Source organism: Blautia sp. JLR.GB0024, from assembly GCF_037000545.1.
Classification (GTDB): Bacteria; Bacillota; Clostridia; order Lachnospirales; family Lachnospiraceae; genus Blautia; species Blautia celeris.
In genome coordinates this window covers 248538-269173 of the sequence record NZ_JBANBF010000006.1, presented here as the reverse complement: position 1 = coordinate 269173, position 20636 = coordinate 248538, and the positions used below count along the sequence as shown (strand labels likewise).

The 20636-nt window shown below is 49.7% G+C and carries 19 protein-coding genes; all 19 read left to right on the top strand.

Going from position 1 to position 20636, the window contains the following annotated elements:
• Positions 1-10: 10 nt before the first annotated feature.
• The 19 genes from V8Q34_RS15925 to glgA all read left to right on the top strand — a co-directional run bounded on the left by V8Q34_RS15925 (position 11) and on the right by glgA (position 20596).
• Positions 11-1216 carry a 2-hydroxyacyl-CoA dehydratase family protein gene (locus V8Q34_RS15925; RefSeq protein WP_335835891.1) on the top strand — a complete coding sequence of 402 codons (1206 nt, stop codon included), beginning with the start codon at positions 11-13 and terminating at the stop codon, positions 1214-1216.
• The gene (locus V8Q34_RS15920) at positions 1209-2855 is read left to right on the top strand and encodes a 2-hydroxyacyl-CoA dehydratase family protein (protein ID WP_335835890.1); all 1647 of its coding nucleotides are present in this window, start codon (positions 1209-1211) and stop codon (positions 2853-2855) included. Before V8Q34_RS15925 ends, V8Q34_RS15920 begins: the two co-directional genes overlap by 8 nt.
• Before the next feature lie 27 nt (positions 2856-2882).
• Positions 2883-3677 (top strand): acyl-CoA dehydratase activase, encoded by a 795-nt coding sequence (locus V8Q34_RS15915; RefSeq protein WP_103732581.1) that lies wholly within the window; start codon positions 2883-2885, stop codon positions 3675-3677.
• A gap of 13 nt (positions 3678-3690) precedes the next feature.
• Complete coding sequence (locus V8Q34_RS15910; protein WP_033141196.1) at positions 3691-3891, top strand: hypothetical protein; 201 nt, start codon at positions 3691-3693, stop codon at positions 3889-3891.
• Positions 3891-4604 carry a hypothetical protein gene (locus V8Q34_RS15905; protein WP_033141195.1) on the top strand — a complete coding sequence of 238 codons (714 nt, stop codon included), beginning with the start codon at positions 3891-3893 and terminating at the stop codon, positions 4602-4604. The genes V8Q34_RS15910 and V8Q34_RS15905 overlap by 1 nt, the downstream gene beginning before the upstream one ends.
• 5 nt (positions 4605-4609) lie before the next feature.
• Positions 4610-6883 carry an oxidoreductase gene (locus V8Q34_RS15900; RefSeq protein ID WP_033141194.1) on the top strand — a complete coding sequence of 758 codons (2274 nt, stop codon included), beginning with the start codon at positions 4610-4612 and terminating at the stop codon, positions 6881-6883.
• 622 nt (positions 6884-7505) lie between these two features.
• The gene (locus V8Q34_RS15895; RefSeq protein WP_018596515.1) at positions 7506-7886 is read left to right on the top strand and encodes an Asp23/Gls24 family envelope stress response protein; all 381 of its coding nucleotides are present in this window, start codon (positions 7506-7508) and stop codon (positions 7884-7886) included.
• Between the two features lie 139 nt (positions 7887-8025).
• Positions 8026-8433 carry a transcription antitermination factor NusB gene (nusB, locus tag V8Q34_RS15890; RefSeq protein ID WP_033141193.1) on the top strand — a complete coding sequence of 136 codons (408 nt, stop codon included), beginning with the start codon at positions 8026-8028 and terminating at the stop codon, positions 8431-8433.
• The gene (gene xseA, locus V8Q34_RS15885) at positions 8430-9677 is read left to right on the top strand and encodes an exodeoxyribonuclease VII large subunit (protein WP_335835889.1); all 1248 of its coding nucleotides are present in this window, start codon (positions 8430-8432) and stop codon (positions 9675-9677) included. Before nusB ends, xseA begins: the two co-directional genes overlap by 4 nt.
• A gap of 185 nt (positions 9678-9862) precedes the next feature.
• On the top strand, positions 9863-10084 hold the full coding sequence (xseB, locus tag V8Q34_RS15880; RefSeq protein WP_335835888.1) for an exodeoxyribonuclease VII small subunit: 222 nt from the start codon (positions 9863-9865) through the stop codon (positions 10082-10084).
• Positions 10074-10976, top strand: coding sequence for a polyprenyl synthetase family protein (locus tag V8Q34_RS15875; RefSeq protein WP_335835887.1), 903 nt, complete (start codon positions 10074-10076; stop codon positions 10974-10976). Before xseB ends, V8Q34_RS15875 begins: the two co-directional genes overlap by 11 nt.
• 14 nt (positions 10977-10990) lie before the next feature.
• The gene (gene dxs, locus V8Q34_RS15870; protein WP_033141190.1) at positions 10991-12853 is read left to right on the top strand and encodes a 1-deoxy-D-xylulose-5-phosphate synthase; all 1863 of its coding nucleotides are present in this window, start codon (positions 10991-10993) and stop codon (positions 12851-12853) included.
• Positions 12850-13659: a TlyA family RNA methyltransferase gene (locus V8Q34_RS15865; RefSeq protein ID WP_054352340.1), complete on the top strand. Its 810-nt coding sequence runs from the start codon at positions 12850-12852 to the stop codon at positions 13657-13659. Before dxs ends, V8Q34_RS15865 begins: the two co-directional genes overlap by 4 nt.
• A gap of 4 nt (positions 13660-13663) precedes the next feature.
• Positions 13664-14524 (top strand): NAD(+)/NADH kinase, encoded by an 861-nt coding sequence (locus V8Q34_RS15860; RefSeq protein WP_033141188.1) that lies wholly within the window; start codon positions 13664-13666, stop codon positions 14522-14524.
• Between the two features lie 38 nt (positions 14525-14562).
• The gene (gene argR, locus V8Q34_RS15855; RefSeq protein WP_033141187.1) at positions 14563-15033 is read left to right on the top strand and encodes an arginine repressor; all 471 of its coding nucleotides are present in this window, start codon (positions 14563-14565) and stop codon (positions 15031-15033) included.
• A 5-nt stretch (positions 15034-15038) separates the two neighbouring features.
• A complete protein-coding gene (gene recN, locus V8Q34_RS15850) occupies positions 15039-16724 on the top strand; it encodes a DNA repair protein RecN (protein ID WP_335835886.1) in 1686 nt (561 codons plus the stop codon).
• Between the two features lie 81 nt (positions 16725-16805).
• Positions 16806-18008: a SpoIVB peptidase gene (gene spoIVB / locus V8Q34_RS15845; protein WP_335835885.1), complete on the top strand. Its 1203-nt coding sequence runs from the start codon at positions 16806-16808 to the stop codon at positions 18006-18008.
• 199 nt (positions 18009-18207) lie between these two features.
• Complete coding sequence (gene spo0A / locus V8Q34_RS15840; RefSeq protein ID WP_033141185.1) at positions 18208-19002, top strand: sporulation transcription factor Spo0A; 795 nt, start codon at positions 18208-18210, stop codon at positions 19000-19002.
• Between the two features lie 148 nt (positions 19003-19150).
• Complete coding sequence (gene glgA / locus V8Q34_RS15835; protein WP_033141221.1) at positions 19151-20596, top strand: glycogen synthase GlgA; 1446 nt, start codon at positions 19151-19153, stop codon at positions 20594-20596.
• Positions 20597-20636: the final 40 nt, after the last annotated feature.

Below are 20636 nucleotides of genomic sequence, written 5' to 3'. Positions count from 1 at the left end.
TGTGAACCGGGTGAAAGATTTAAAGCACTTGTTTTACTTTGAAAACCTGCTTCAGGAGGCTAACAATGAACTGGTACAGCAGGCAAAAAAGGAGGGAAAACTGGCGATTGGATATACCTGTTTCCATATGCCGGAGGTTCTGCTCAATGTGGACAACTGTTTTTCCCTCAGGATGAGGGCGCCCAGGACAGGTTCCCTGGAGATTGCCACATATTACATGTCAAACTATACCTGTGAGTATTGCCGCGCCCTTTTGGAGCGGGCAGTGGAGGGCGGCTACAATTTCCTGGACGGTATAGCAGCGGTTGATGCCTGTGCCCAGATGAACCGTTCCATGGAAAATATCCTGGTGCAGAAGCTGATACCGGGAGACAAATTTTTCATGTCCCATGTGGATGTGCCCTATAAGGTGACGGAACATGGGGTGGAGCACCAGGCAGAACAGATTCGAACAAAGGTCTTTAAAAAACTTGAGGAAAACTACGGGGTGGACACTTCGGATGATGCCATCAGAAAGGCTGTGGAGGAGCACAATAAAATCTGCCGTACCATCACAGAGATCGGGGAATACCGCAAGGAAGAGAATCCCCGCATTACAGGCTACGAATTCCATATTCTGAACCTGGTCACCTATGTCTGTCCGAAATATCTGATCCTGGACAGGCTGCAGGAGACGCTGGAGGAGATCAGAAACAGAGAACCGGATGAAAAAAAGAATTACCGGGCCAGGGTGGTCATTGCGGGCAGTGAGATCGATGACCCTGATTTTACGAAGCTGGTGGAGGAGGCCGGTGCTCTTGTGGTAGCAGACCGTTTCTGCTTTGGCTCCTTTCCGGGAAGACAGGAGATACACATTGGAGAAGAGGAGGACGCACTGAAGGCAGTATGCCGCAGATATATGGAGGACAGCCAGTGTGCCCGTTATATGAGCCACGAGAAGATCCAGGCAAGACGTGATTTTGTGAGAAAACTCTATGAGGATTACCATGCAGACGGCATTATATATGAGCAGTTAAAATTCTGTGACTACTGGGGATATGAAAGAGCCTTAGTCAGTCATATCATGCAGGAGGAATACGAACTTCCGGTACTGTCCGTGGACAGACCTTACAGGGCCGGCTCCTCCGGGCAGATGCGTACCAGGATCCAGGCTTTTGTGGAACGGATGGAAATTAAGAAGATCCAGAACCAGAGAGGAGGCGCCCTCCATGGATAAAAAAATAGAAGAACTGCTGGAAAAGGGAAAAGAACTGAAAACACAGGGCAGTGAGATTCTGAAAAAGGAGAAAAAAACAGTCTCCAGAGCCTTTCATGCCTGGAAAGACATGGACCATCACAAGGGAGATGTCCACACCGGTGAGCTGACAACCGCCTTCAGAGAGTGGAGAGGTGTAAAGGACACAGCCTACGACTTTGCAAAATGGCTGCAGGTGTGGGGAGATATGAGCCTTATGATCATGAAAAATCCTGTGGGTTCCGTAAAGGGACTGTGGAAATACAGATGGTTCAGTTCCTATCTGCAGACCCCCATGTTCATTGACGCCCAGCTCACAGGACTGCGCGGGCCGCAGCTCCGTATTGCCAGGGAGCATATGAGGATGATCGTGCGGTTCTGTACCCGCCTTCTGGAAAACACCTTCAAGGCAGATGAGAACCTGAACGGACCCAATGCCTTAAGCGATAAAATCGTACTTTTTGACGAGATGATGCCCATACATATCATGGCAGGTTTTCCGAACCTCATAGGCATGCCGTCCCAGATGGCCCCTGTGTACATCACTTCCCTTCTGGATCAGCAGATGCAGGTACATTATCTGGATGAGACGGAAAACTACGGGCTTCCGGCAGACGTATGTCCCCTTCCCTCCGCGGAGGCAGGATGCGGCATCGCCGGGGATTATCCCATATTCGGAAAATGCTATATAACCAGCAGCATGCCCTGCGACGGAAGCGTTATGACAAATATATTCCAGGACAGATATTTTAAGCTCCCCACCTATCCGCTGACTCTTCCGGTGCGCTATCTGGATGAGCAGGCCGTGGACTATGCGGTGGAGGAAATCAAGGGTATGATCCGCTTTATCGAGGAGAATACAGGGGAGACATTTGACTGGGACGCTTATTTTGAAGCCATGGAAAGATACAATAAGGAGACAGAGTATGAGCAGGAGAAATGGGATGTAAACCAGACCGCGTATCCGCAGATCACAGGCTCCATCCTGGCTATCTACCGAGAGCTGAGCTATATGGCAGACGCAGGCCGGGATCCCAGATTTTTGAAGACAGATGAGAGAGTGAACGAGATCATGATGAAGGCCTACAGGGAGAAGAACCCCTGTGCAAAAGAGATGCGGCACCGGGCTGTGGTATGGTCCTGTCCGGCCCACTATTACGCCAACTTCGGAAATTGGGCAGAACAGTGCTGGGGGATTGATGTGCTCATTGATATGGAGAGCATGATGTCCATGAAATTCATCAATACGGAGGACAAAGAGGAATCTTTAAAGGATATTGCATGGACCTATGAGCGAATGGCCATGAGAAAACACACCAACGGCGGCTATGCCAATGTGCTGGATGAACTCTGGAAGGTCTGTGAGGAATTCCATGCGGATATGGTCATCATGTACAGCCACATTTCCTGCAAGACCATGGCAGGGCTTCAGGGACTGTTTGACGATCAGGCAAGGGAGCGGGGAATCCGTTTTATCTGGGTGGAACACGATCTGATGGACCCCAGAACGGTCTCCAGGCGCCATATGAGAGAGTCCGTGAACCGCTACATGCGCACAGTCATGCATGAGGAACCCGTGGACCCGTCTTTGGAAGATTTTGACGATGAGAAAGAATGGTAGATATCCGGGAAAAGGAGGTTGCAGGCAATGAAAAAATATTATGGGGGTTGTGACGTGGGCTCCACCTATACCAAATGCGTGATACTGGATGAGGAGGGAAATATAGCTGCCCACACAACAATAAAAAGTAAGATCAATCCATCGGAAAGCTCCGTGATCGCCATGGATGAAACCGTAAAACAGGTGGAGGAGTTAAAAAGCCCGGAGGACCTGGCTTATCTCATCGGCACCGGCTACGGAAGAAACAAGGTACCCTTTGCGGACGAAAATATCTCGGAGATAAGCTGCCATGCCATGGGTGTCCATGTGACGAACCCGGAAGTGCGCGCCATCATTGATATCGGCGGACAGGATGTAAAGGGAATTGCCATAGACACAGACGGCACCGTCAAGAACTTTGCCATGAATGACAAGTGTGCCGCCGGAACGGGACGCTTTTTCGAGACCATGGCAAATGCCTTTGAAATGTCCCTGGAGGATTTTTCAAATCTGTCTCTGAGCGCGAAAAATGTCATTCCCATCACTGCCCAGTGCACCGTATTTGCGGAGAGTGAAGTGATCACACTGGTAGGCGAGGGAAAGGCAAGGGACGAGATCGCAGCCGGTATTGAGCTGGCAGTGGCAAAACGCTGTTTTGTCATGGCAAAGAAAGCCGGTGTCACGGACAGGATCACCTTGACCGGAGGCTGCGCCAAGAATGCAGGACTGAAAAAGGCCATTGAACATGTTCTGAAGGTAAAAGTGATCGATCTGGATGTGGACCCGCAGCTTATGGGCGCCCTGGGCGCAGCGGAATATGCCCGCCAGAAGGGCAGAAGATAAAGGAGGAATCCCTATGAAGAAAGAATGCTGTGTAAAGACATGCTGTATCAAAAAGCACGGATGCATCCTGAAAAAGATACTGGCAGTAAGCGGAATCGCAGCCGTCCTGCTTTTCATCATATATATCTTTAACCTGGATGTGAAGCTGATTGGCTTTGTCTATAAGCTGCTTGGCAAACATTACGACGATATGGACAGGGAGAGAAAACTGTAATGGATATACAGGATCAGATCATCCGGGATACCCGTTCTCTGCTGCAGCAGATCCCTGCCGCCTGTTTTCCCTATAATGCACAGGACTGCGCACCCGCCCGGAAGGACAGCCAGGTGCTGCTTCTAAAAGAGACGGCCTTTGAGCTTGGCGGCAGAGAGAAAAAGAGCGCAGCGTATACCTGTGTTTCCTCCACGCCGGGCATAGTGGGGGAAAGCAAAACCCTGCTGTACGGGCCGGATCTTGGGCAGATCAGGGGGCCTCTTTCCTATGCCAGAATCACATTTGCGGAGACGGAGGAGATTGGGGAGGACGACAGGGCGTATCACATCTGTAAGGACATTGACCTGATCAAATACAGTGTCTACCCCGAAGGATTTATGGTAAGAGCCTCCTCCATGGAGGAGCGGGAACAGGTCAGAGTAGGAAAAAAAGCCGTTAAGGAAGGGCTGTCCTTTGCCCGGGTAGGCAGTCTGTATATAAATAAATATCTGGAATACCCCGGTGTAAAAGCTGTGCAGGTGCTGTTCATAACCGAGGAGTCAGCAGATTTTTTGTCGCTTAAGCGGCTGGCAGAGAAGAATAAAATGATAACAAAAGCACTAAATAAAATCATGGAAAAAGCAGACAAAGAGTGCAGCACCTGCGGATTAAAGGAAATCTGCGATGAGGTGGAAGGGCTTCGGAAACTGCATTTCCAGAACAGAAAGAGGTGACATGTTTGAAAACTGATAAAATCGTTCAGAAGCTGGTAGACAGCTATGGAAGCTGGGTACAGGAGGAGAAGGAAAACTGTCCCGGACACTCTGCTGTCATGAGCAGTAAGCTTTACCCCTACGACGCGATCTTTTCACCTATACGGGTCAACCGCATGACATTGAAAAACAGGGTCGTCATGGCCCCCATGGGCAATCTGAACATGTGTGAGGAGAACGGACGGCCAAATGACAAGATGCTCCAGTATTTTTTTGCCAGGGCAAAAGGAGGGACCGGCCTTCTTACAACCGGCCTGATCCCCATCAGCCACGGGATTGACAATACCGTTACCGAGCCCGGGAAGCTGAGCTTTTTCCCCAGGATCGACAGAAGCCGGACGGTTTTCTCCGGGTGGAGAGATCTAGCTCAGGGAGTACATGCATACGGGAGCCGCATTTTTATCCAGCTCACCCCGGGACTCGGAAGAGTGGGACCGCCCCAGTGTGTCATCAATGAGATGAAGCTGCCCTGTTCCGCATCTCTGAACCCTAATTTCTACATTCCGGAGCTTCCCTGTCTGCCGCTGACAGACCTGGCTCTCCATAAAATCATTAAAAACGGCGGCCAGGCCGCCTCCGACGCCAAGACAGCGGGACTTGACGGCGTTTACCTCCACGGCCATGAGGGTTATCTGCTGGACCAGCTCACAAACCCTGCGTTCAACAGGAGAAAAGCAGGAAGATATGCTTACTGGCAGAACTTCGGCCTGGACCTTGTAAGGGAGATCAGAAAACGAGTGGGAGACGCTTATCCTATCATGTACAGGATCGATCTGTCCCTGGCTCTCAATGAGACGTACAAGGAGCGGATGGAGAGCGTAAAATCCCTGAAGAAATTCGGAAACGGAAGAACCATCTACGATACCCTGCGCTACATGGAAAATCTGGTAAAAGCCGGCGTGGATATGTTTGACGTGGATCTGGGCTGCTATGACAACTGGTGGCTGCCCCATCCCCCGGCAGGTATGCCGGCAGGCTGTTTTTTGGAAATTTCCAGGATCGCAAAGAAATATTTCAAGACCAGGGAAGTGAGATCCAATGCCGGCCTGGAGGTACCGATCGTGGCAGTGGGAAAACTGGGATACCCGGATCTGGCGGAAAAGGCTATAAGAGACGGTATGTGCGACCTTGTCATGCTGGGGCGTCCCCTTCTGGCTGACCCGGACTGGTGCAAAAAGGCATATGCCGGGGAGGTGGACAGGATCCGTCCCTGCATCGGATGCCAGGAGGGCTGCATCAACGAGTTTGTGGAGGGCGGCCATCCCCAGTGTGCAGTAAACCCGAGAACCGGCTTTGAGGATGTGATACCGGAGACTCTGCCAAAAGCGGAGAAGAAAAAGAAAATCGCAGTTGTGGGAGCCGGCCCCTCAGGCATGCAGTTTGCCCTGACCGCATCTGCCCGCGGCCATGAGGTGACTCTGATCGAGCGGGAAAAGGTGCTTGGCGGCAAGGTGGTTCCCGGCAGCAGACCGAAGATAAAATTTGATTTTAAAAACTATCTGGATTACCTCATAAGGGAAGTCCGGCTGGCAGAGGAAAAAGGCGGCATTATCCTGCAGACCGGTGTGGAGGCAGATACACAGTGGCTGAAAGAACAGAACTTTGACGCCATTGTCTACAACATCGGAACCACCAGCGTAGTCCCCAGAATCCCCGGCGTGGACCAGGCAGACTGGGTGCAGGCCACAGACCTTCTCTGCGAACCCGAGAAACTGGGAGATGCCAGAAGAACCGTGGTCATCGGCGGCGGCGTTGTGGGATGTGAGACGGCATACTGGCTCAAATACGAAAAGGGCTGCGACGTGACCGTTGTGGAGATGCTCCCCTACATTATGAGCGGCGCCTGCACAGCCAACCGTTACCATCTGATCCATTACATGGAGAAGGCGGGAGTGAAGCTGTTAAACTGTGCAAAAGTCACGGGATTCACTAAGGACAGTGTACAGATAGAAAAGAACATCTCAAAAGGGGTTCCGGACCCCTACAATACCTGGCAGCCACAGCTTCCTGAAAACATTGCCAATCCCCTGGCTAAAAAAATCGGCCCGGAGACAGAGGTACAGGAGCTTCCCGCCGATCTGGTGGTATTTGCCATGGGAGGCAGGCCGGATGAGAGTCTGTATCTGGAAGGGCTTCGGATGCATGCAGCCAAAGAGCTTTACAACATCGGAGACAGTTTCGCAGGCGGAAGAGTGTTGGAGGCGGCACGGGCGGCTTATCGTTTGGCACGGGATATTTAGGGGTTAGTTGGCAGGGGGGACGGGCTGGCGGGGGAGGTTGTTGTGGTCTTCTGGCAGCCAGCTTCGTTCCCCTTCAACTAAGCGCTAACTGCGACTAAGACGCTCAGCAGAGGCTTCGCGCCTAAGTCTTAGTAAGCGCTGGATTTTCAGGCTCTCTACCGCAATGTCTGCCAGAAGACCACAACAACCTCCCCCGCCAGCCCTGGCTTTCTCTGCCGAAAGGTAATGAGAGAGCCGTAAGCCGGGAGTTTGTGGTTTACGGTTTTTTGTTTTTGGGTTCGCTTCACAGACTTGTGGGAGGATGGAGAACAGGAAGGGGTGAGAGGGCGGAGGAGCCGGGGGTGTGGGAAAGGTTTGGGGGAAGCGTTCCGCTGCCAGGGAGCTAACCTGCTCCCAGTTACTAAATTCATCGGCAGTGGCCTCTTCATTAAGTAACTGGGGCAGGTGGATCTCCCCGGCGCTCCACTATACATCCCCCAAACCTTTCCCACACCCCCGGCTCCTCCGCCCTCTCACCCCTTCCGTCCGCCCTCCACCCTGCCACAAAAAAATTTCTCTTTTATTTTCTATAGGAATTTGGTATAATAACAACCAGGAGATTTTCCTATAGGAGGTTGAAACTATGGCGGAAGACAGAAATACGTATAAGATACATGATAACGGTTCGCTTGGTGAAGTGCAGATTGCTGATGAAGTGGTTGCCATCATCGCCGGACTGGCTGCTACAGAAGTTGACGGTGTCGGCTCCATGGCAGGAAATATCACCAATGAACTGGTAGGCAAGCTGGGCATGAAGAACCTTTCCAAGGGCGTCAAAGTGGACGTGCTTGAGGACGTTGTATGTGTGGATTTGGCCCTGAATATTGAATATGGTTTCAATATCCTGGAAACCAGCAAAAAGGTGCAGGAGAGAGTAAAATCTGCGATTGAAAATATGACAGGTCTGAATGTTTCCGATGTGAATGTGCGGATTGCCAGTGTGGAGATGGAAAAGACCAAATAAGGTGTAAAGCCGTTAGAGTACCCTGACAAGTGAAGCACAGCATTTTAGAAATGAAAAAATGAAAAGGTGTCTTTTACAAAAAGGGCACCTTTTCTTTATAGAAGATGGAATGGATTACAAACACAAACGGAGGATAACCATGGGTAGAAGAGAAATGAGGGAGCACATTTTCAAGCTCCTGTTTTTGAGAGAATTTAATCCGTCAGAGGAGATGCCGGAGCAGATTCGGATGTATTTTGAATCTCTGGAGGAACTGACCCCGATGAATGAGGTCTATATGCAGGACAAATACGGAAAGATTCTGGAACATCTCGCTGAGATTGACGAAGTCCTGAATCAGGCATCCTCCGGATGGAAAGTGAGCCGTATGAGCAAGGTGGATGTGAATATTCTGCGTCTTGCGGTCTATGAGATGAAATATGATGAGGATGTGCCTGTGAAGGTGGCGATCAACGAGGCAGTGGAACTGGCGAAGAAATTCGGCGGCGATGATTCCTCCTCCTTTGTCAACGGTATTTTAGGAAAGATTGCCAAGGAGCTGTCATGAACAGCGTCTACTCCGTAGGCCAGGTGAACACCTACATTAAAAATATGTTCACACAGGACTTCCTTCTAAATAAAATCTATATAAAAGGGGAAGTATCCAATTGTAAATACCACACTTCCGGCCATATTTATTTTTCCCTGAAGGACGAGACAGGAGCCATGGCCTGCGTTATGTTTGCAGGAGCCAGAAAAGGCCTGGCCTTCCAGATGAAGAACGGGGATAAGGTGATCGTGGGCGGCAGTGTGAATGTATACGAAAGAGACGGCAAATACCAGCTCTACGCAAAGGAGATCACCCTGGAAGGAGCCGGCCTTCTGTATGAGCGTTATCTGGCTCTGAAACGTGAGCTGGAGGAGATGGGAATGTTTGCCCAGGATTATAAACAGCCCATACCAAAACACATCCGCACCCTGGGTGTGGTCACAGCTCCAACCGGGGCTGCCGTGCAGGATATCAGGAATGTGGCCGGCAGAAGAAATCCCTATGTGCAGATCATTCTCTACCCTGCCCTTGTACAGGGAGAAGGTGCGAAGGAGAGCATTGTGAAAGGGATTCAGATGCTGGAAGACTATGGTGTGGACGTGATGATCGTGGGAAGAGGCGGAGGCTCCATTGAAGATCTGTGGGCCTTTAATGAGGAGGAAGTGGCACGTGCCATTTTCAACTGCAGGACGCCTGTGATCTCAGCCGTAGGGCATGAGACAGATACCACCATTGCGGACTATGTAGCAGATTTGCGGGCTCCCACGCCCTCCGCGGCGGCAGAGCTGGCAGTGGGCGATGTGCGCATGCTGCTGAAGACCTTTGAGGATTACAGGGATAAGCTGTCAAGAAGCGTGGAGAACAGAATTTTACTGCTTCGCCAGCATTTGCGCCTGTATCAGAACAAGCTTAGGTTCTTAAGCCCGGAGAATCAGATTCGGGAAAAACGTCAGCACCTGATGGATTTGGAGGATAAGATGGAAGCTGCCATGAAGAATCAAATCTATATGGCAAGAAGAAGCCTGGACATCTATATTGAGAGGATGAAGGGTCTGTCACCTCTTGAAAAGCTGAATCAGGGATTTTCTTATGTGGAAGATGAAAGACATCGTGCGGTGACCAGTATAGAGCATGTGAAGACAGACGATATTCTGCGTATCCAGGTCAGTGACGGCTGCATACTGTCACGAGTGACAGGCGTGCAGGCTGTGAGCAGAAATGACCGTCCCGGCAGTTCCGACAGCGCGCAGATGGGACAGTGAACCGAAAGCAGACCCGTCAGTTCCGACAGTGCGCAGATGGGACAGTGAACCGAAAGCAGACCCGTCAGTTCCGACAGCGCACAGATGGGACAGTGATCTGAAAGCAGGCCGGACAGTAGGCAGACCCGACATCGAACCGAAAGCAGACGTGACAAAGAAGGAAAACGCTAAGAGAGGTGTGACATTTGGCAGCGAAAAAAGAATCAGAAGAAAAGACGATCGAGGAATCCTTAAAAGAACTGGACACCATTGTGGAAAAGCTGGAGAGCCGGGAGATTTCCCTGGAGGACTCCTTTACCATGTACCAGCAGGGCATGGAGCTTTTAAAACAGTGCAGCAATAAAATTGATACTGTGGAAAAAAAGATGCTCAAGATGAATGAGAATGGTGAATTAAGTGAATTTTAAAGAAGAATTACAAATGAGGACGGAACTGGCGGAACAGGTCATCAGAAAATACCTGCCCCGGGAGTCCGGATTTTCAAAAAAGATGGCTGAGGCGGTGAACTACAGCATGCTGGCAGGCGGAAAGAGACTGCGTCCTGTCTTTATGTATGAGACATACCGCATGTTCGGAGGCACAGAGAAACTGGTGGAACCGTTTATGGCAGCCATGGAGATGGTGCACACACATTCCCTGATCCATGACGACCTGCCGGCCCTTGATAATGACGAGTATCGCAGAGGAAGGAAGACTACACATGTAGTCTACGGGGAATCCACGGCTATACTGGCAGGGGACGCTTTGCTGAATTATGCCTATGAGACGGCATTTACCGCATTTGATATGGAATGCGCGCACAGGGAAGGCAGACAGGCAGGAATCGCCCGTGCCCTTCAGATCCTGGGAAGGAAAACAGGCATTCACGGAATGCTGGGCGGTCAGGGCGTGGACGTGGAAAATGACGGAAAACCTCTTTCCAGGGAAATGCTTGATTACATTTATGAGAACAAGACTTCAGCCCTGATCGAGTGTGCCATGATGATAGGTGCCGTGCTGGCAGGGGCATCCGGGGAAGAGACAGAAAAAATAGAACAGGCAGCAAGCCGTATCGGCATTGCCTTCCAGATTCAGGATGATATACTGGATGTGACAGGCAGCTCAAAGGAGCTTGGAAAAGCTGTGGGCAGCGACGAGAAAAACCATAAAACCACATACGTGACCCTGGAAGGAATCGAAAAAGCGGGAGAGAAGGTCAGGATTCTGACAGATGAAGCCATCGGGCTTCTGCAGGAGCTTCCCGGAGAAAAAGAATTTCTCACAGAATTGCTGATCTCACTTTGCACCCGCAGAAAATAGAGGTGCAGTAAGAAATGCTGTTAGAGCAGATAGAAAAAGAAAATGATATTAAGAAGATCCCGCCTGAGAATTTCCCGCAGCTTGCACAGGAGATCAGGGAATTTCTGCTGGAACATCTGAGCAGAACAGGGGGACATCTGGCTTCCAATCTGGGAGCTGTGGAGCTTACCATGGCTCTGCACTATGTCTTTGACCTGCCCAAGGATAAGATCATCTGGGATGTGGGGCATCAGTCCTATACCCATAAAATCCTGACCGGGCGGAAGGAAGGCTTTGATGAACTTAGAAAATTCGGCGGACTGAGCGGTTTCCCCAAAAGGTCGGAGAGCTCATGTGACGCTTATGATACAGGACACAGCTCCACTTCCATTTCCGCAGGGGTGGGCTATGTCAGCGCGCGCGATTTGAAAAAAGAGGATTACCGGGTGGTCTCCGTGATTGGGGACGGTGCCCTGACAGGCGGCCTGGCCTACGAAGCACTCAACAACGCGGCGCAGTTAAAAAAGAATTTTATCATTGTCTTAAATGACAATAAAATGTCCATTTCCGAGAATGTGGGCGGCATCTCCCAGTACCTGAGCAATCTGCGCACAGCGGAATCCTACACAGGGCTCAAGACAGAAGTGAAGCGCACGCTGAACAAGGTACCGGGGATCGGCCCTGCCATGGTGCAGAGGATACACAAGACAAAGGACAGTATCAAACAACTGATCATTCCCGGTATGTTCTTTGAAGATATGGGCATCAAATATCTGGGACCCATCAGCGGCCACGACTGCGGGCGTATGATCCAGGTACTCAATGAGGCCAGGAAAGTGGAGGGTCCGGTGCTGGTCCATGTGCTCACGGAAAAAGGCAGGGGATACGAGCCTGCCATGCGGCATCCCGCCAGATTCCACGGCACAGCGGCATTTGACCTGGAACACGGAATTCCCCTTGCCAACAGCGGTAAGGCCAACTACACGGATATTTTTTCCACAGTCATGAGGAAATTCGGCGACAGGGAGGAACGCGTGGTAGCAGTCACAGCGGCCATGCCGGACGGAACAGGGCTGAAACGGTTCCGCAATATGTTCCCGGAACGTTTTTTTGATGTGGGCATTGCCGAGGAACACGCCGTGACCTTTGCGGCAGGCCTTGCCCTGGGGGGATTGATTCCCGTGGTGGCGATTTATTCCACTTTTCTGCAGAGGGCAGTGGACCAGGTGATCGAGGATGTGTGCCTCCAGAATCTGCATGTGATATTCGCAGTGGACCGGGCAGGCATTGTGGGAAGCGATGGGGAGACCCATCAGGGCTGTTTTGACTTATCTTATCTGTCCATGATTCCCAACATGACCGTGATGGCTCCGAAAAACAAATGGGAGCTTTCCGATATGATGAAATTCGCGGTGCGCTACAGCGGCCCTATCGCAGTGCGCTATCCCCGCGGGGAAGCCTATGACGGCCTGGAAGAGTACAGGGAGCCTATGGTGTACGGGAAAAGTGAGCTGATCTATAAAGGGCGCGACATTGCGCTGGTGCCTGTGGGCAGCATGGTCAGGACAGCAGAGGAAGTTTACAATATGCTGAAAGAGGAGGGCAAAGACCCCACTCTGGTAAATGCCAGGTTTGTGAAGCCTCTGGATACCAGGATGCTGGATAGCCTGGCAAAGGCCCATAAAGTGCTGGTGACCATGGAGGAGAATGTGAAATCCGGAGGTTTCGGAAGTGCTGTGCTCTCCTATATGCATGAGAACCATCCTGAGGTAAGGGTGGAGATTGTGGCCATTCCGGACGCATTCATTTCCCACGGCAATCCGGAAGTGCTGAAAAAAGAAGCGGGCATGGATGCTCTGTCAGTATACAAGAAAATCAAGGAGGCATACGAAGGATGAAAGAGCGTCTGGATGTGATGCTGGTTAAACAGGGGCTTGCGCCTTCCAGGGAGAAGGCTAAGGCTATAATTATGTCAGGCAATGTCTATGTGGACAACCAGAAAGAGGATAAGGCGGGCTCTATGTTCGCCGATACCGTGAAGATAGAGGTAAGGGGCAGTACCCTTAAGTATGTAAGCCGTGGCGGGCTGAAGCTTGAAAAGGCTATGGAGCGCTTCGGTGTAACTCTGGAAGGCAAAGTGTGCATGGATGTGGGCTCCTCCACAGGAGGGTTTACGGACTGCATGCTGCAGAACGGAGCTGTGAAAGTCTATGCCATTGATGTGGGGCACGGACAGCTTGACTGGAAGCTCAGAAATGATGCGCGTGTGGTCTGCATGGAGCGTACCAATATCCGCTATGTGGTGCCGGAGGATTTGGGGGAGAGAGCCGGATTTTCGTCCATAGACGTATCCTTTATCTCCCTGACAAAAGTGCTTCTGCCTGTGCGGGAGCTGCTGCTGGAAGGCGGCGAGATCGTCTGCCTGATCAAGCCCCAGTTTGAGGCGGGGAGAGAAAAGGTGGGGAAAAAAGGCGTGGTCCGTGACCCGGGAGTACATGAGGAAGTCATTGAAAAAGTGATGGCATATGCAAAGAGCATCGGATTTGCCGCCCTGCACCTGGACTTTTCACCGATCAAAGGGCCCGAAGGTAATATTGAGTACCTGTTGCACTTAAAGAAAAAAGATGGAGAAGAGCCAGCAGAAGATGCCGCTCTGGATGTTCATACAGTGGTAAGCGAGGCGCACAAAGAGCTGGACAAATAGACAAATGGAAAAATTTTTTATCATAGCCAACTGTGAAAAAGACGAAGGACTGAAAATTTCCAGAAAAGCGGAGGCCTATCTCAAAAGCAAAGGAAAAATGTGTACCATCGGGGCAGAGAAATCCTGCGAAAGAGATGCCGACAACCATTACACGGACGCGTCTGCCATACCGGAAGGGGTGGAGTGCGTCATTGTCCTGGGCGGGGACGGCACACTGCTCCACGCGGCCAGGGATGTGGTGGACCGGCAGATTCCCCTGCTGGGCATTAACCTGGGAACCCTGGGATATCTGGCGGAGATTGACCATTCAAATATTGAGTCAGCCCTGAACCACCTGATGCTGGATGAATATACCATTGAAAAACGCATGATGCTCAGCGGCAGGGTATTCCATCAGGGAGAGCTTATGGCCAGGGACGTGGCACTCAATGATATCGTCATCGGAAGAGAAGGACCTCTTCGCGTCACACGGTTTCATAATTTTGTAAACGGGGAATTTCTGAATTCCTACACAGCAGACGGCATTATCATTTCCACGGCAACAGGTTCCACAGGATACAGCCTCTCCGCAGGAGGGCCTATCGTATCCCCGGAGACGAATATTCTGATCATGACACCGGTAGCGCCGCATACCCTGAATACGAGAAGCGTGATCTTCCCGGCGGATGATGAGATCACCGTGGAGATCGGTGAGGGCAGGCAGAAGGGTATGGCCCGGGCAGTGGCATCTTTTGACGGGGATACCAATGTGACCATGACCACAGGAGACAGGATTGTCATCAGACGCTCCGTCAGGGATACCCAGATCGTGAAGATCAGCAACATCAGCTTTCTGGAAGTGCTGCGGCGGAAGATGAAGAACTGACAATGGCTTGAATCGAAATTTCACACAAGGAGGGAACCATGAAGATTGCCAGACATTCAAAAATCATAGATTTGATCAACCAGTATGACATTGAGACACAGGAAGAACTGGCTGCAAAACTGCAGGAGGCCGGCTTTGCGGTAACGCAGGCCACCGTTTCACGCGATATCCGGGAGCTGAAGCTGATGAAGATCGCCAAGCCGGACGGCGGCTCCAGGTACACCGTTATGGGGCAGCGTGACAGCCAGAACAGCGAGAAGTACATAAGGGTTTTGAAAGATGCCTTTCTATCCATGGAGATGGCACAGAATATTCTGGTGATCAAAACGGTTTCCGGTATGGCAAATGCAGCAGGTGCAGCCCTGGACAACATGAACTACAGTGAAGTGGTGGGCTGCATCGCAGGGGATGACACCATTGCCTGCATCAACAGAAGTACAGATGACACGATCATCCTGATGGATAAAATTAAAAAAATAATCAATGCTTATGAAGAGAGTACAAGGTAGAGAGTATGCTGGTACATTTACATGTAAAAAATCTGGCGCTGATCGATGAGATAGAAGTGGACTTTGCGGAAGGCCTGAATATCCTTACAGGTGAGACAGGCGCAGGTAAATCCGTACTCATCGGCTCTGTCAATCTGGCGCTGGGACAGAAGGCTTCCAGAGAAATGATCCGGGAAGGCGCCGAATTTGCTTTTGTGGAGCTGGTCTTTGAAGTGAATGAAAAAACAGCGGCACATTTGAAGGCCATGGATATTTTTCCTGAAGATGGGCAGATTATTATCAGCAGGAAAATTACCGGGAGCAGAAGTATCTGCAAAATTAACGGCGAGACCTGCACCGTGTCCGCTGTGAAGGAAGCAGCGTCCTATCTGCTTGATATCCACGGACAGCATGAACACCAGTCCTTATTATATCCGGAAAAACAAATGGATATTCTGGATGCATACGGCAGAGAGGATATTCTTCCCTGCAGGGAACAGGTGAGCAGACTTTACAGAGAATATGCAGATATGAAAAAAGAACTTTCCACCTACCAGCTTGACGAGGAACAACGGAAGCGGGAGATGGACTTTCTTGCATTTGAGATTGGTGAGATAGAGGATGCGCAGTTAAAGGAAGGCGAGGATGAAACTCTGGAGACAGAGTACCGCCGCCTGATCAACGGTAAAAAGATCACGGAAGCGTTAAATGAGATCCATGAGCAGACCGGATATGAGAGGGATGGAAGCGCCGACCGAATCGGAAGAGCTGTGCGGCGTCTTGCCCAGGTGACAGAATTTGATGAGAACCTGTCCGGGCTGTACGCGTCACTGAGTGATGTGGATGCACTTCTGAGCGATTTTAACAGGGAACTGTCCTCCTATTTGAATGATTTTTCTTTTTCCCAGGAAGAGTTTCTGCAGCTTGAGGAGAGGCTGAACCTGATCAACCACCTGAAGGCAAAATATGGAAGGAGCATCCGGGATATCCTCTCTTATAAAGAAGAGAAAGAAAAAGAACTGGAACGTCTCCAGAACTTTGAGCTTTACAGGGAACGGCTGAAAAAAGAGCTGTCCGTGAAAGCGGAGGCACTCACCGGGAAAAGCGATGTCCTGACCAAAGCCAGAAAGACCTGGGCAGGGAAGCTGGAGTGTGAGATCACCCAGGCACTGAAGGATTTGAATTTTCTGGAAGTGGTATTTCGTATCGACTTTGCAAGAAAGGAAGCTTTTGGAGAAAACGGTGTGGACCGTATCTGCTTTATGATCTCCACCAATCCGGGCGAACCGGTGAAGGATCTGACAAAAGTGGTATCCGGCGGTGAGCTGTCCAGAATCATGCTTGCCATCAAGACTATTCTGGCTGACAAGGATGAGAAGGAGACCCTGATCTTCGATGAGATCGACACAGGAATCAGCGGCAGGACAGCCTGGAAGGTGTCTGAGAAGATGGCAGTCATCGGCAGGCAGCATCAGGTGCTCTGCATCACCCATCTGCCCCAGATCGCGGCCCAGGCGGATTTCCATTTCCTTATTGAAAAAAATGTGGAAAATAAGGGGACGCGGACCAGGATATTGAAGCTTGGAAAGCAGGACTCCGTAAGAGAACTGGCAAGGATGCTGGGCGGTGACAGGATCACAGACGCCGTATTATCCAATGCTTCCGAAATGAAAGATTTGGCACGTCAACAAAAAAATACAAGATTGAAATAGATGAATCATCACATACTAAAAAGGGTACACAAGAGTGTATCCTTTTTTCTTTTTAAAAAAATTATGAAAGGATGTGATTTTTTGTCGAAAAAGCGTAATTATCGGCGCCTTCTTTTCGTATTCTTAATAGCAGATATTATTGCAGCCGGCACAATGGGATATAAGGAGGTTAAAGACTCCATACCGGACACCCTGTATGTCCGTTCAGGAAATGAGGATGGGATCAGCAAAATGCTGGATAATCCCCTGGTCACTTACCCGGAAACCCTGAACGTGGCAGACAGCGGCACCTACCGGATTCCCTGCAGCCTGCTTGGAGTAATTCCGCTTAAGGATGTGAAAGTGGAGACTGTGGAGGAGAAATGGGTATCTGTGTGCGGCATGCCCATAGGCCTCTATATGGACACACAGGGAGTTTTGATCGTGGATACAGGGGAAATCATCGGCAGCGATGGAATTCCCTGTGAGCCGGCCGCTAACATTGCCAAATCAGGAGATTACATCCTGCAGGTTGACGGAGAAGCTGTCAATTCCAAAAAAGATCTGATCTCAAGGATCCATGACTGCGGCGGAAAGCCTGTCACCCTTCTTGTAAAGCGCGGCGAGGAGGAAGTTCCCATCTCCATCGACCCGGTCATGGGGGAGGATCAGGAGTATAAACTGGGCATCTGGGTCAGGGACAATACCCAGGGTATCGGTACCCTCACTTATGTGGAGGAGGATGGAAGCTATGGTGCGCTGGGCCATGGGATCAGCGATACGGATACAGGTGAGCTTCTTGATATAGCCGGCGGGGAACTGTATCAGGCACAGATCGTATCTGTCTTAAAAGGGACAAAGGGAAATCCGGGGGAACTCTCGGGCTATATTGATTATGATGACAGCAAAAGGATCGGCACCATTGACAGCAACACGGAAAAGGGTATATTCGGTTCTGTGGGCGATGGCTGCATGTATAAGCTTCCGCTTACTTCCATGGAGGTGGGCTACAAACAGGAGGTGGAGACAGGGGAAGCCCAGATACTGGCAGAGCTGGAAGGTGAGGTAAAGGCTTACCAGGTAAATATCACGGATATTTACAGGGACCAGGCGGACACGAACAAAGCTTTTGCCATACAGGTGACAGATCCGGAGCTGCTTGCGGCAACAGGCGGGATCGTGCAGGGCATGAGCGGAAGTCCTATTGTACAGAACGGAAAACTGATCGGCGCTGTGACACATGTTTTTGTACAGGATTCTACCAAAGGCTACGGCATTTTTATTGAAAAAATGCTGGAGGATTAGGCGAAAAAATATCTGCAAAATCAGGTTAGATGTCGAAAAAATGATGAATGTGGCAGAATACGGTGAAAGTTGTAAGATGATTTAGCTTGATTATGAAAACAACTGATAATATAATACAAGTAGTCTTCAGAAATGACGATTCAACAGGGCGCCCGTCATTTACTGAAGAAAAAGAGCAACATGACATGGAGGACGAGTTATGGAAAAGTTAAATGTCGCTATAGCAGATGATAATGAGAAAATGTTGGATTTACTGGGGAATCTCATCAATGAAGATAAAGAGCTGGAATTGGTAGGTCATGCCAACAATGGCGCCGATATATACGATATAATCAGAGAAAAAGAACCTGACGTAGTACTTTTAGATATCATAATGCCGAAAGTGGACGGATTGAGCGTGATGGAACGTGTCGGAAGGGACGGCAATCTGAAAAAACATCCCGCTTTTATCGTGGTATCCGCTGTCGGACAGGAGCAGATCACAGAAGATGCCTTTAATCTGGGGGCAAATTATTATATTATGAAACCGTTTGACAACAAGATGCTTCTGTCCCGCATCAAGCATATCAGGCAGTCCAGGGACACGAGAGTGAAGGAACTGCGCAAAGTCAATGCATATGAGGATAAGGGTACTTATTTCGAGAGAAATCTGGAAGCAGATGTGACCAACATCATCCACGAGATTGGTGTTCCTGCACACATCAAAGGCTATCAGTATCTGAGAGATGCGATCATACTCTCTGTCAATGACATGGAAATGCTCAATTCTATTACGAAGATCTTATATCCAACCATAGCAAAAAAACACCAGACAACACCCAGCCGCGTAGAACGGGCAATCCGCCACGCCATTGAAGTGGCATGGAGCAGAGGAAAGATGGATACCATCGACGAGCTGTTTGGCTATACCGTAAGTACAGGAAAAGGCAAACCCACCAATTCGGAATTTATTGCCTTAATTGCAGATAAAATCAGATTAGAATACAAGAAATAAAAATCACCGCCAAAAAAGCACTTTTCATTGCACTGAAAATAGGGTATAATCATTATAATAGGCAGGTTGAGATACTGTCTAAAATATGCAGGCATGGCAGACTTGGGAGGTTTGTGAGGAAGGTGCCTGGCTGAAGGAGGGTATTTCAGTGAAGAAGATATTGTTTGTGGCTTCAGAGGCCGTACCGTTTATTAAAACAGGAGGGCTGGCAGATGTTGTCGGCGCGCTGCCCAAGTGCTTTGATAAGAATTATTTTGATGTGCGGGTGATTATCCCCAAATACATGTGCATGAAGGAAGAGTTCAAGAACCAGCTTCAGTATGTTACACATTTTTATATGGACATAGGCTACCGCAGAGAATATGTGGGCATCATGCAGATGGAATATGACGGTGTTCAGTTCTATTTCATTGATAACGAATACTATTTTTCAGGATACCAGCCATATGGTGATATCCGTTTTGACATTGAGAAATTTGCGTTTTTCTCAAAAGCCGCACTGTCCATCCTGCCTGTAATTGATTTCAGGCCTGATGTGATCCACTGCCATGACTGGCAGACAGGACTGGTACCGGTTTACTTAAAGGACAGGTTCCAGGAAGGTGCCTTTTATCAGGGTATTAAGACAATCATGACCATACATAACCTGAAATTCCAGGGTACCTGGGATATTAAGACGATCCGAGAACTGACCGGACTTCCGGCATATTATTTTACCCCTGACAAGCTGGAGTCATTCAAGGACGGCAACCTCTTAAAAGGCGGACTGGTGTATGCGGATGCCATTACAACTGTGAGTAATACCTATGCAGAAGAGATTAAGACTGAATTTTACGGAGAAAAACTGGACGGACTGCTTCGCGCCCGCGCCCATGACCTGCGCGGTATCGTAAATGGAATTGACTATGATGAATACAACCCCGAAACTGACCGTATGATCGCGAAGAACTACAATGCGAAGACGTTCCGCAAAGAAAAAATAAAGAACAAGACAGCTCTGCAGAGCGAACTGGGACTGAACCAGGATCCGAAGGCTATGATGATTGGTATTGTGTCACGTCTGACAGACCAGAAGGGCCTTGATTTGATCGCTTATGTAATGGATGAGCTGTGCCAGGATGCGATCCAGCTTGTGGTGCTGGGCACTGGTGAAGAACGATACGAGAATATGTTCCGCCATTTCGCATGGAAATATCAAGGCAAGGTGTCCGCCAATATTTTCTATGACAATGCGTTATCTCACAGAATCTATGCATCATGTGATGCGTTCCTGATGCCGTCACTGTTTGAGCCATGCGGCCTGAGTCAGTTGATGAGCCTTCGTTACGGAACCATTCCCATTGTGCGTGAGACTGGCGGTTTGAAAGACACAGTAGAACCATACAATGAATTTGAAAGTACAGGAACAGGCTTCAGCTTTACGAACTACAATGCTCATGAGATGCTGAGTACGATTCGCTATGCAGAGTCTGTATACTACGATAGGAAGCGCGAGTGGAACAAACTGATCGACCGCGCAATGGCCAAGGATTATTCCTGGTCCAATTCTGCGAACCAGTATGAAGAAATGTACAACTGGCTGATTGGATCATGACAGGAAGGATTCTTGTAAAAAGCTGATAGTGAACCGGATG

What these genes read in the sequence shown, in the direction of transcription:
- xseA (WP_335835889.1), top strand. Translation starts at nt 8,430, where the DNA reads ATGAACAGCGTCTACTCCGTAGGCCAGGTGAACACCTACATTAAAAAT.
- V8Q34_RS15865 (WP_054352340.1), top strand. Translation starts at nt 12,850, where the DNA reads ATGAAAGAGCGTCTGGATGTGATGCTGGTTAAACAGGGGCTTGCGCCT.
- nusB (WP_033141193.1), top strand. Translation starts at nt 8,026, where the DNA reads ATGGGTAGAAGAGAAATGAGGGAGCACATTTTCAAGCTCCTGTTTTTG.
- dxs (WP_033141190.1), top strand. Translation starts at nt 10,991, where the DNA reads ATGCTGTTAGAGCAGATAGAAAAAGAAAATGATATTAAGAAGATCCCG.
- V8Q34_RS15920 (WP_335835890.1), top strand. Translation starts at nt 1,209, where the DNA reads ATGGATAAAAAAATAGAAGAACTGCTGGAAAAGGGAAAAGAACTGAAA.
- recN (WP_335835886.1), top strand. Translation starts at nt 15,039, where the DNA reads ATGCTGGTACATTTACATGTAAAAAATCTGGCGCTGATCGATGAGATA.
- V8Q34_RS15905 (WP_033141195.1), top strand. Translation starts at nt 3,891, where the DNA reads ATGGATATACAGGATCAGATCATCCGGGATACCCGTTCTCTGCTGCAG.
- spo0A (WP_033141185.1), top strand. Translation starts at nt 18,208, where the DNA reads ATGGAAAAGTTAAATGTCGCTATAGCAGATGATAATGAGAAAATGTTG.
- V8Q34_RS15910 (WP_033141196.1), top strand. Translation starts at nt 3,691, where the DNA reads ATGAAGAAAGAATGCTGTGTAAAGACATGCTGTATCAAAAAGCACGGA.
- argR (WP_033141187.1), top strand. Translation starts at nt 14,563, where the DNA reads ATGAAGATTGCCAGACATTCAAAAATCATAGATTTGATCAACCAGTAT.
- V8Q34_RS15895 (WP_018596515.1), top strand. Translation starts at nt 7,506, where the DNA reads ATGGCGGAAGACAGAAATACGTATAAGATACATGATAACGGTTCGCTT.
- V8Q34_RS15860 (WP_033141188.1), top strand. Translation starts at nt 13,664, where the DNA reads ATGGAAAAATTTTTTATCATAGCCAACTGTGAAAAAGACGAAGGACTG.
- V8Q34_RS15915 (WP_103732581.1), top strand. Translation starts at nt 2,883, where the DNA reads ATGAAAAAATATTATGGGGGTTGTGACGTGGGCTCCACCTATACCAAA.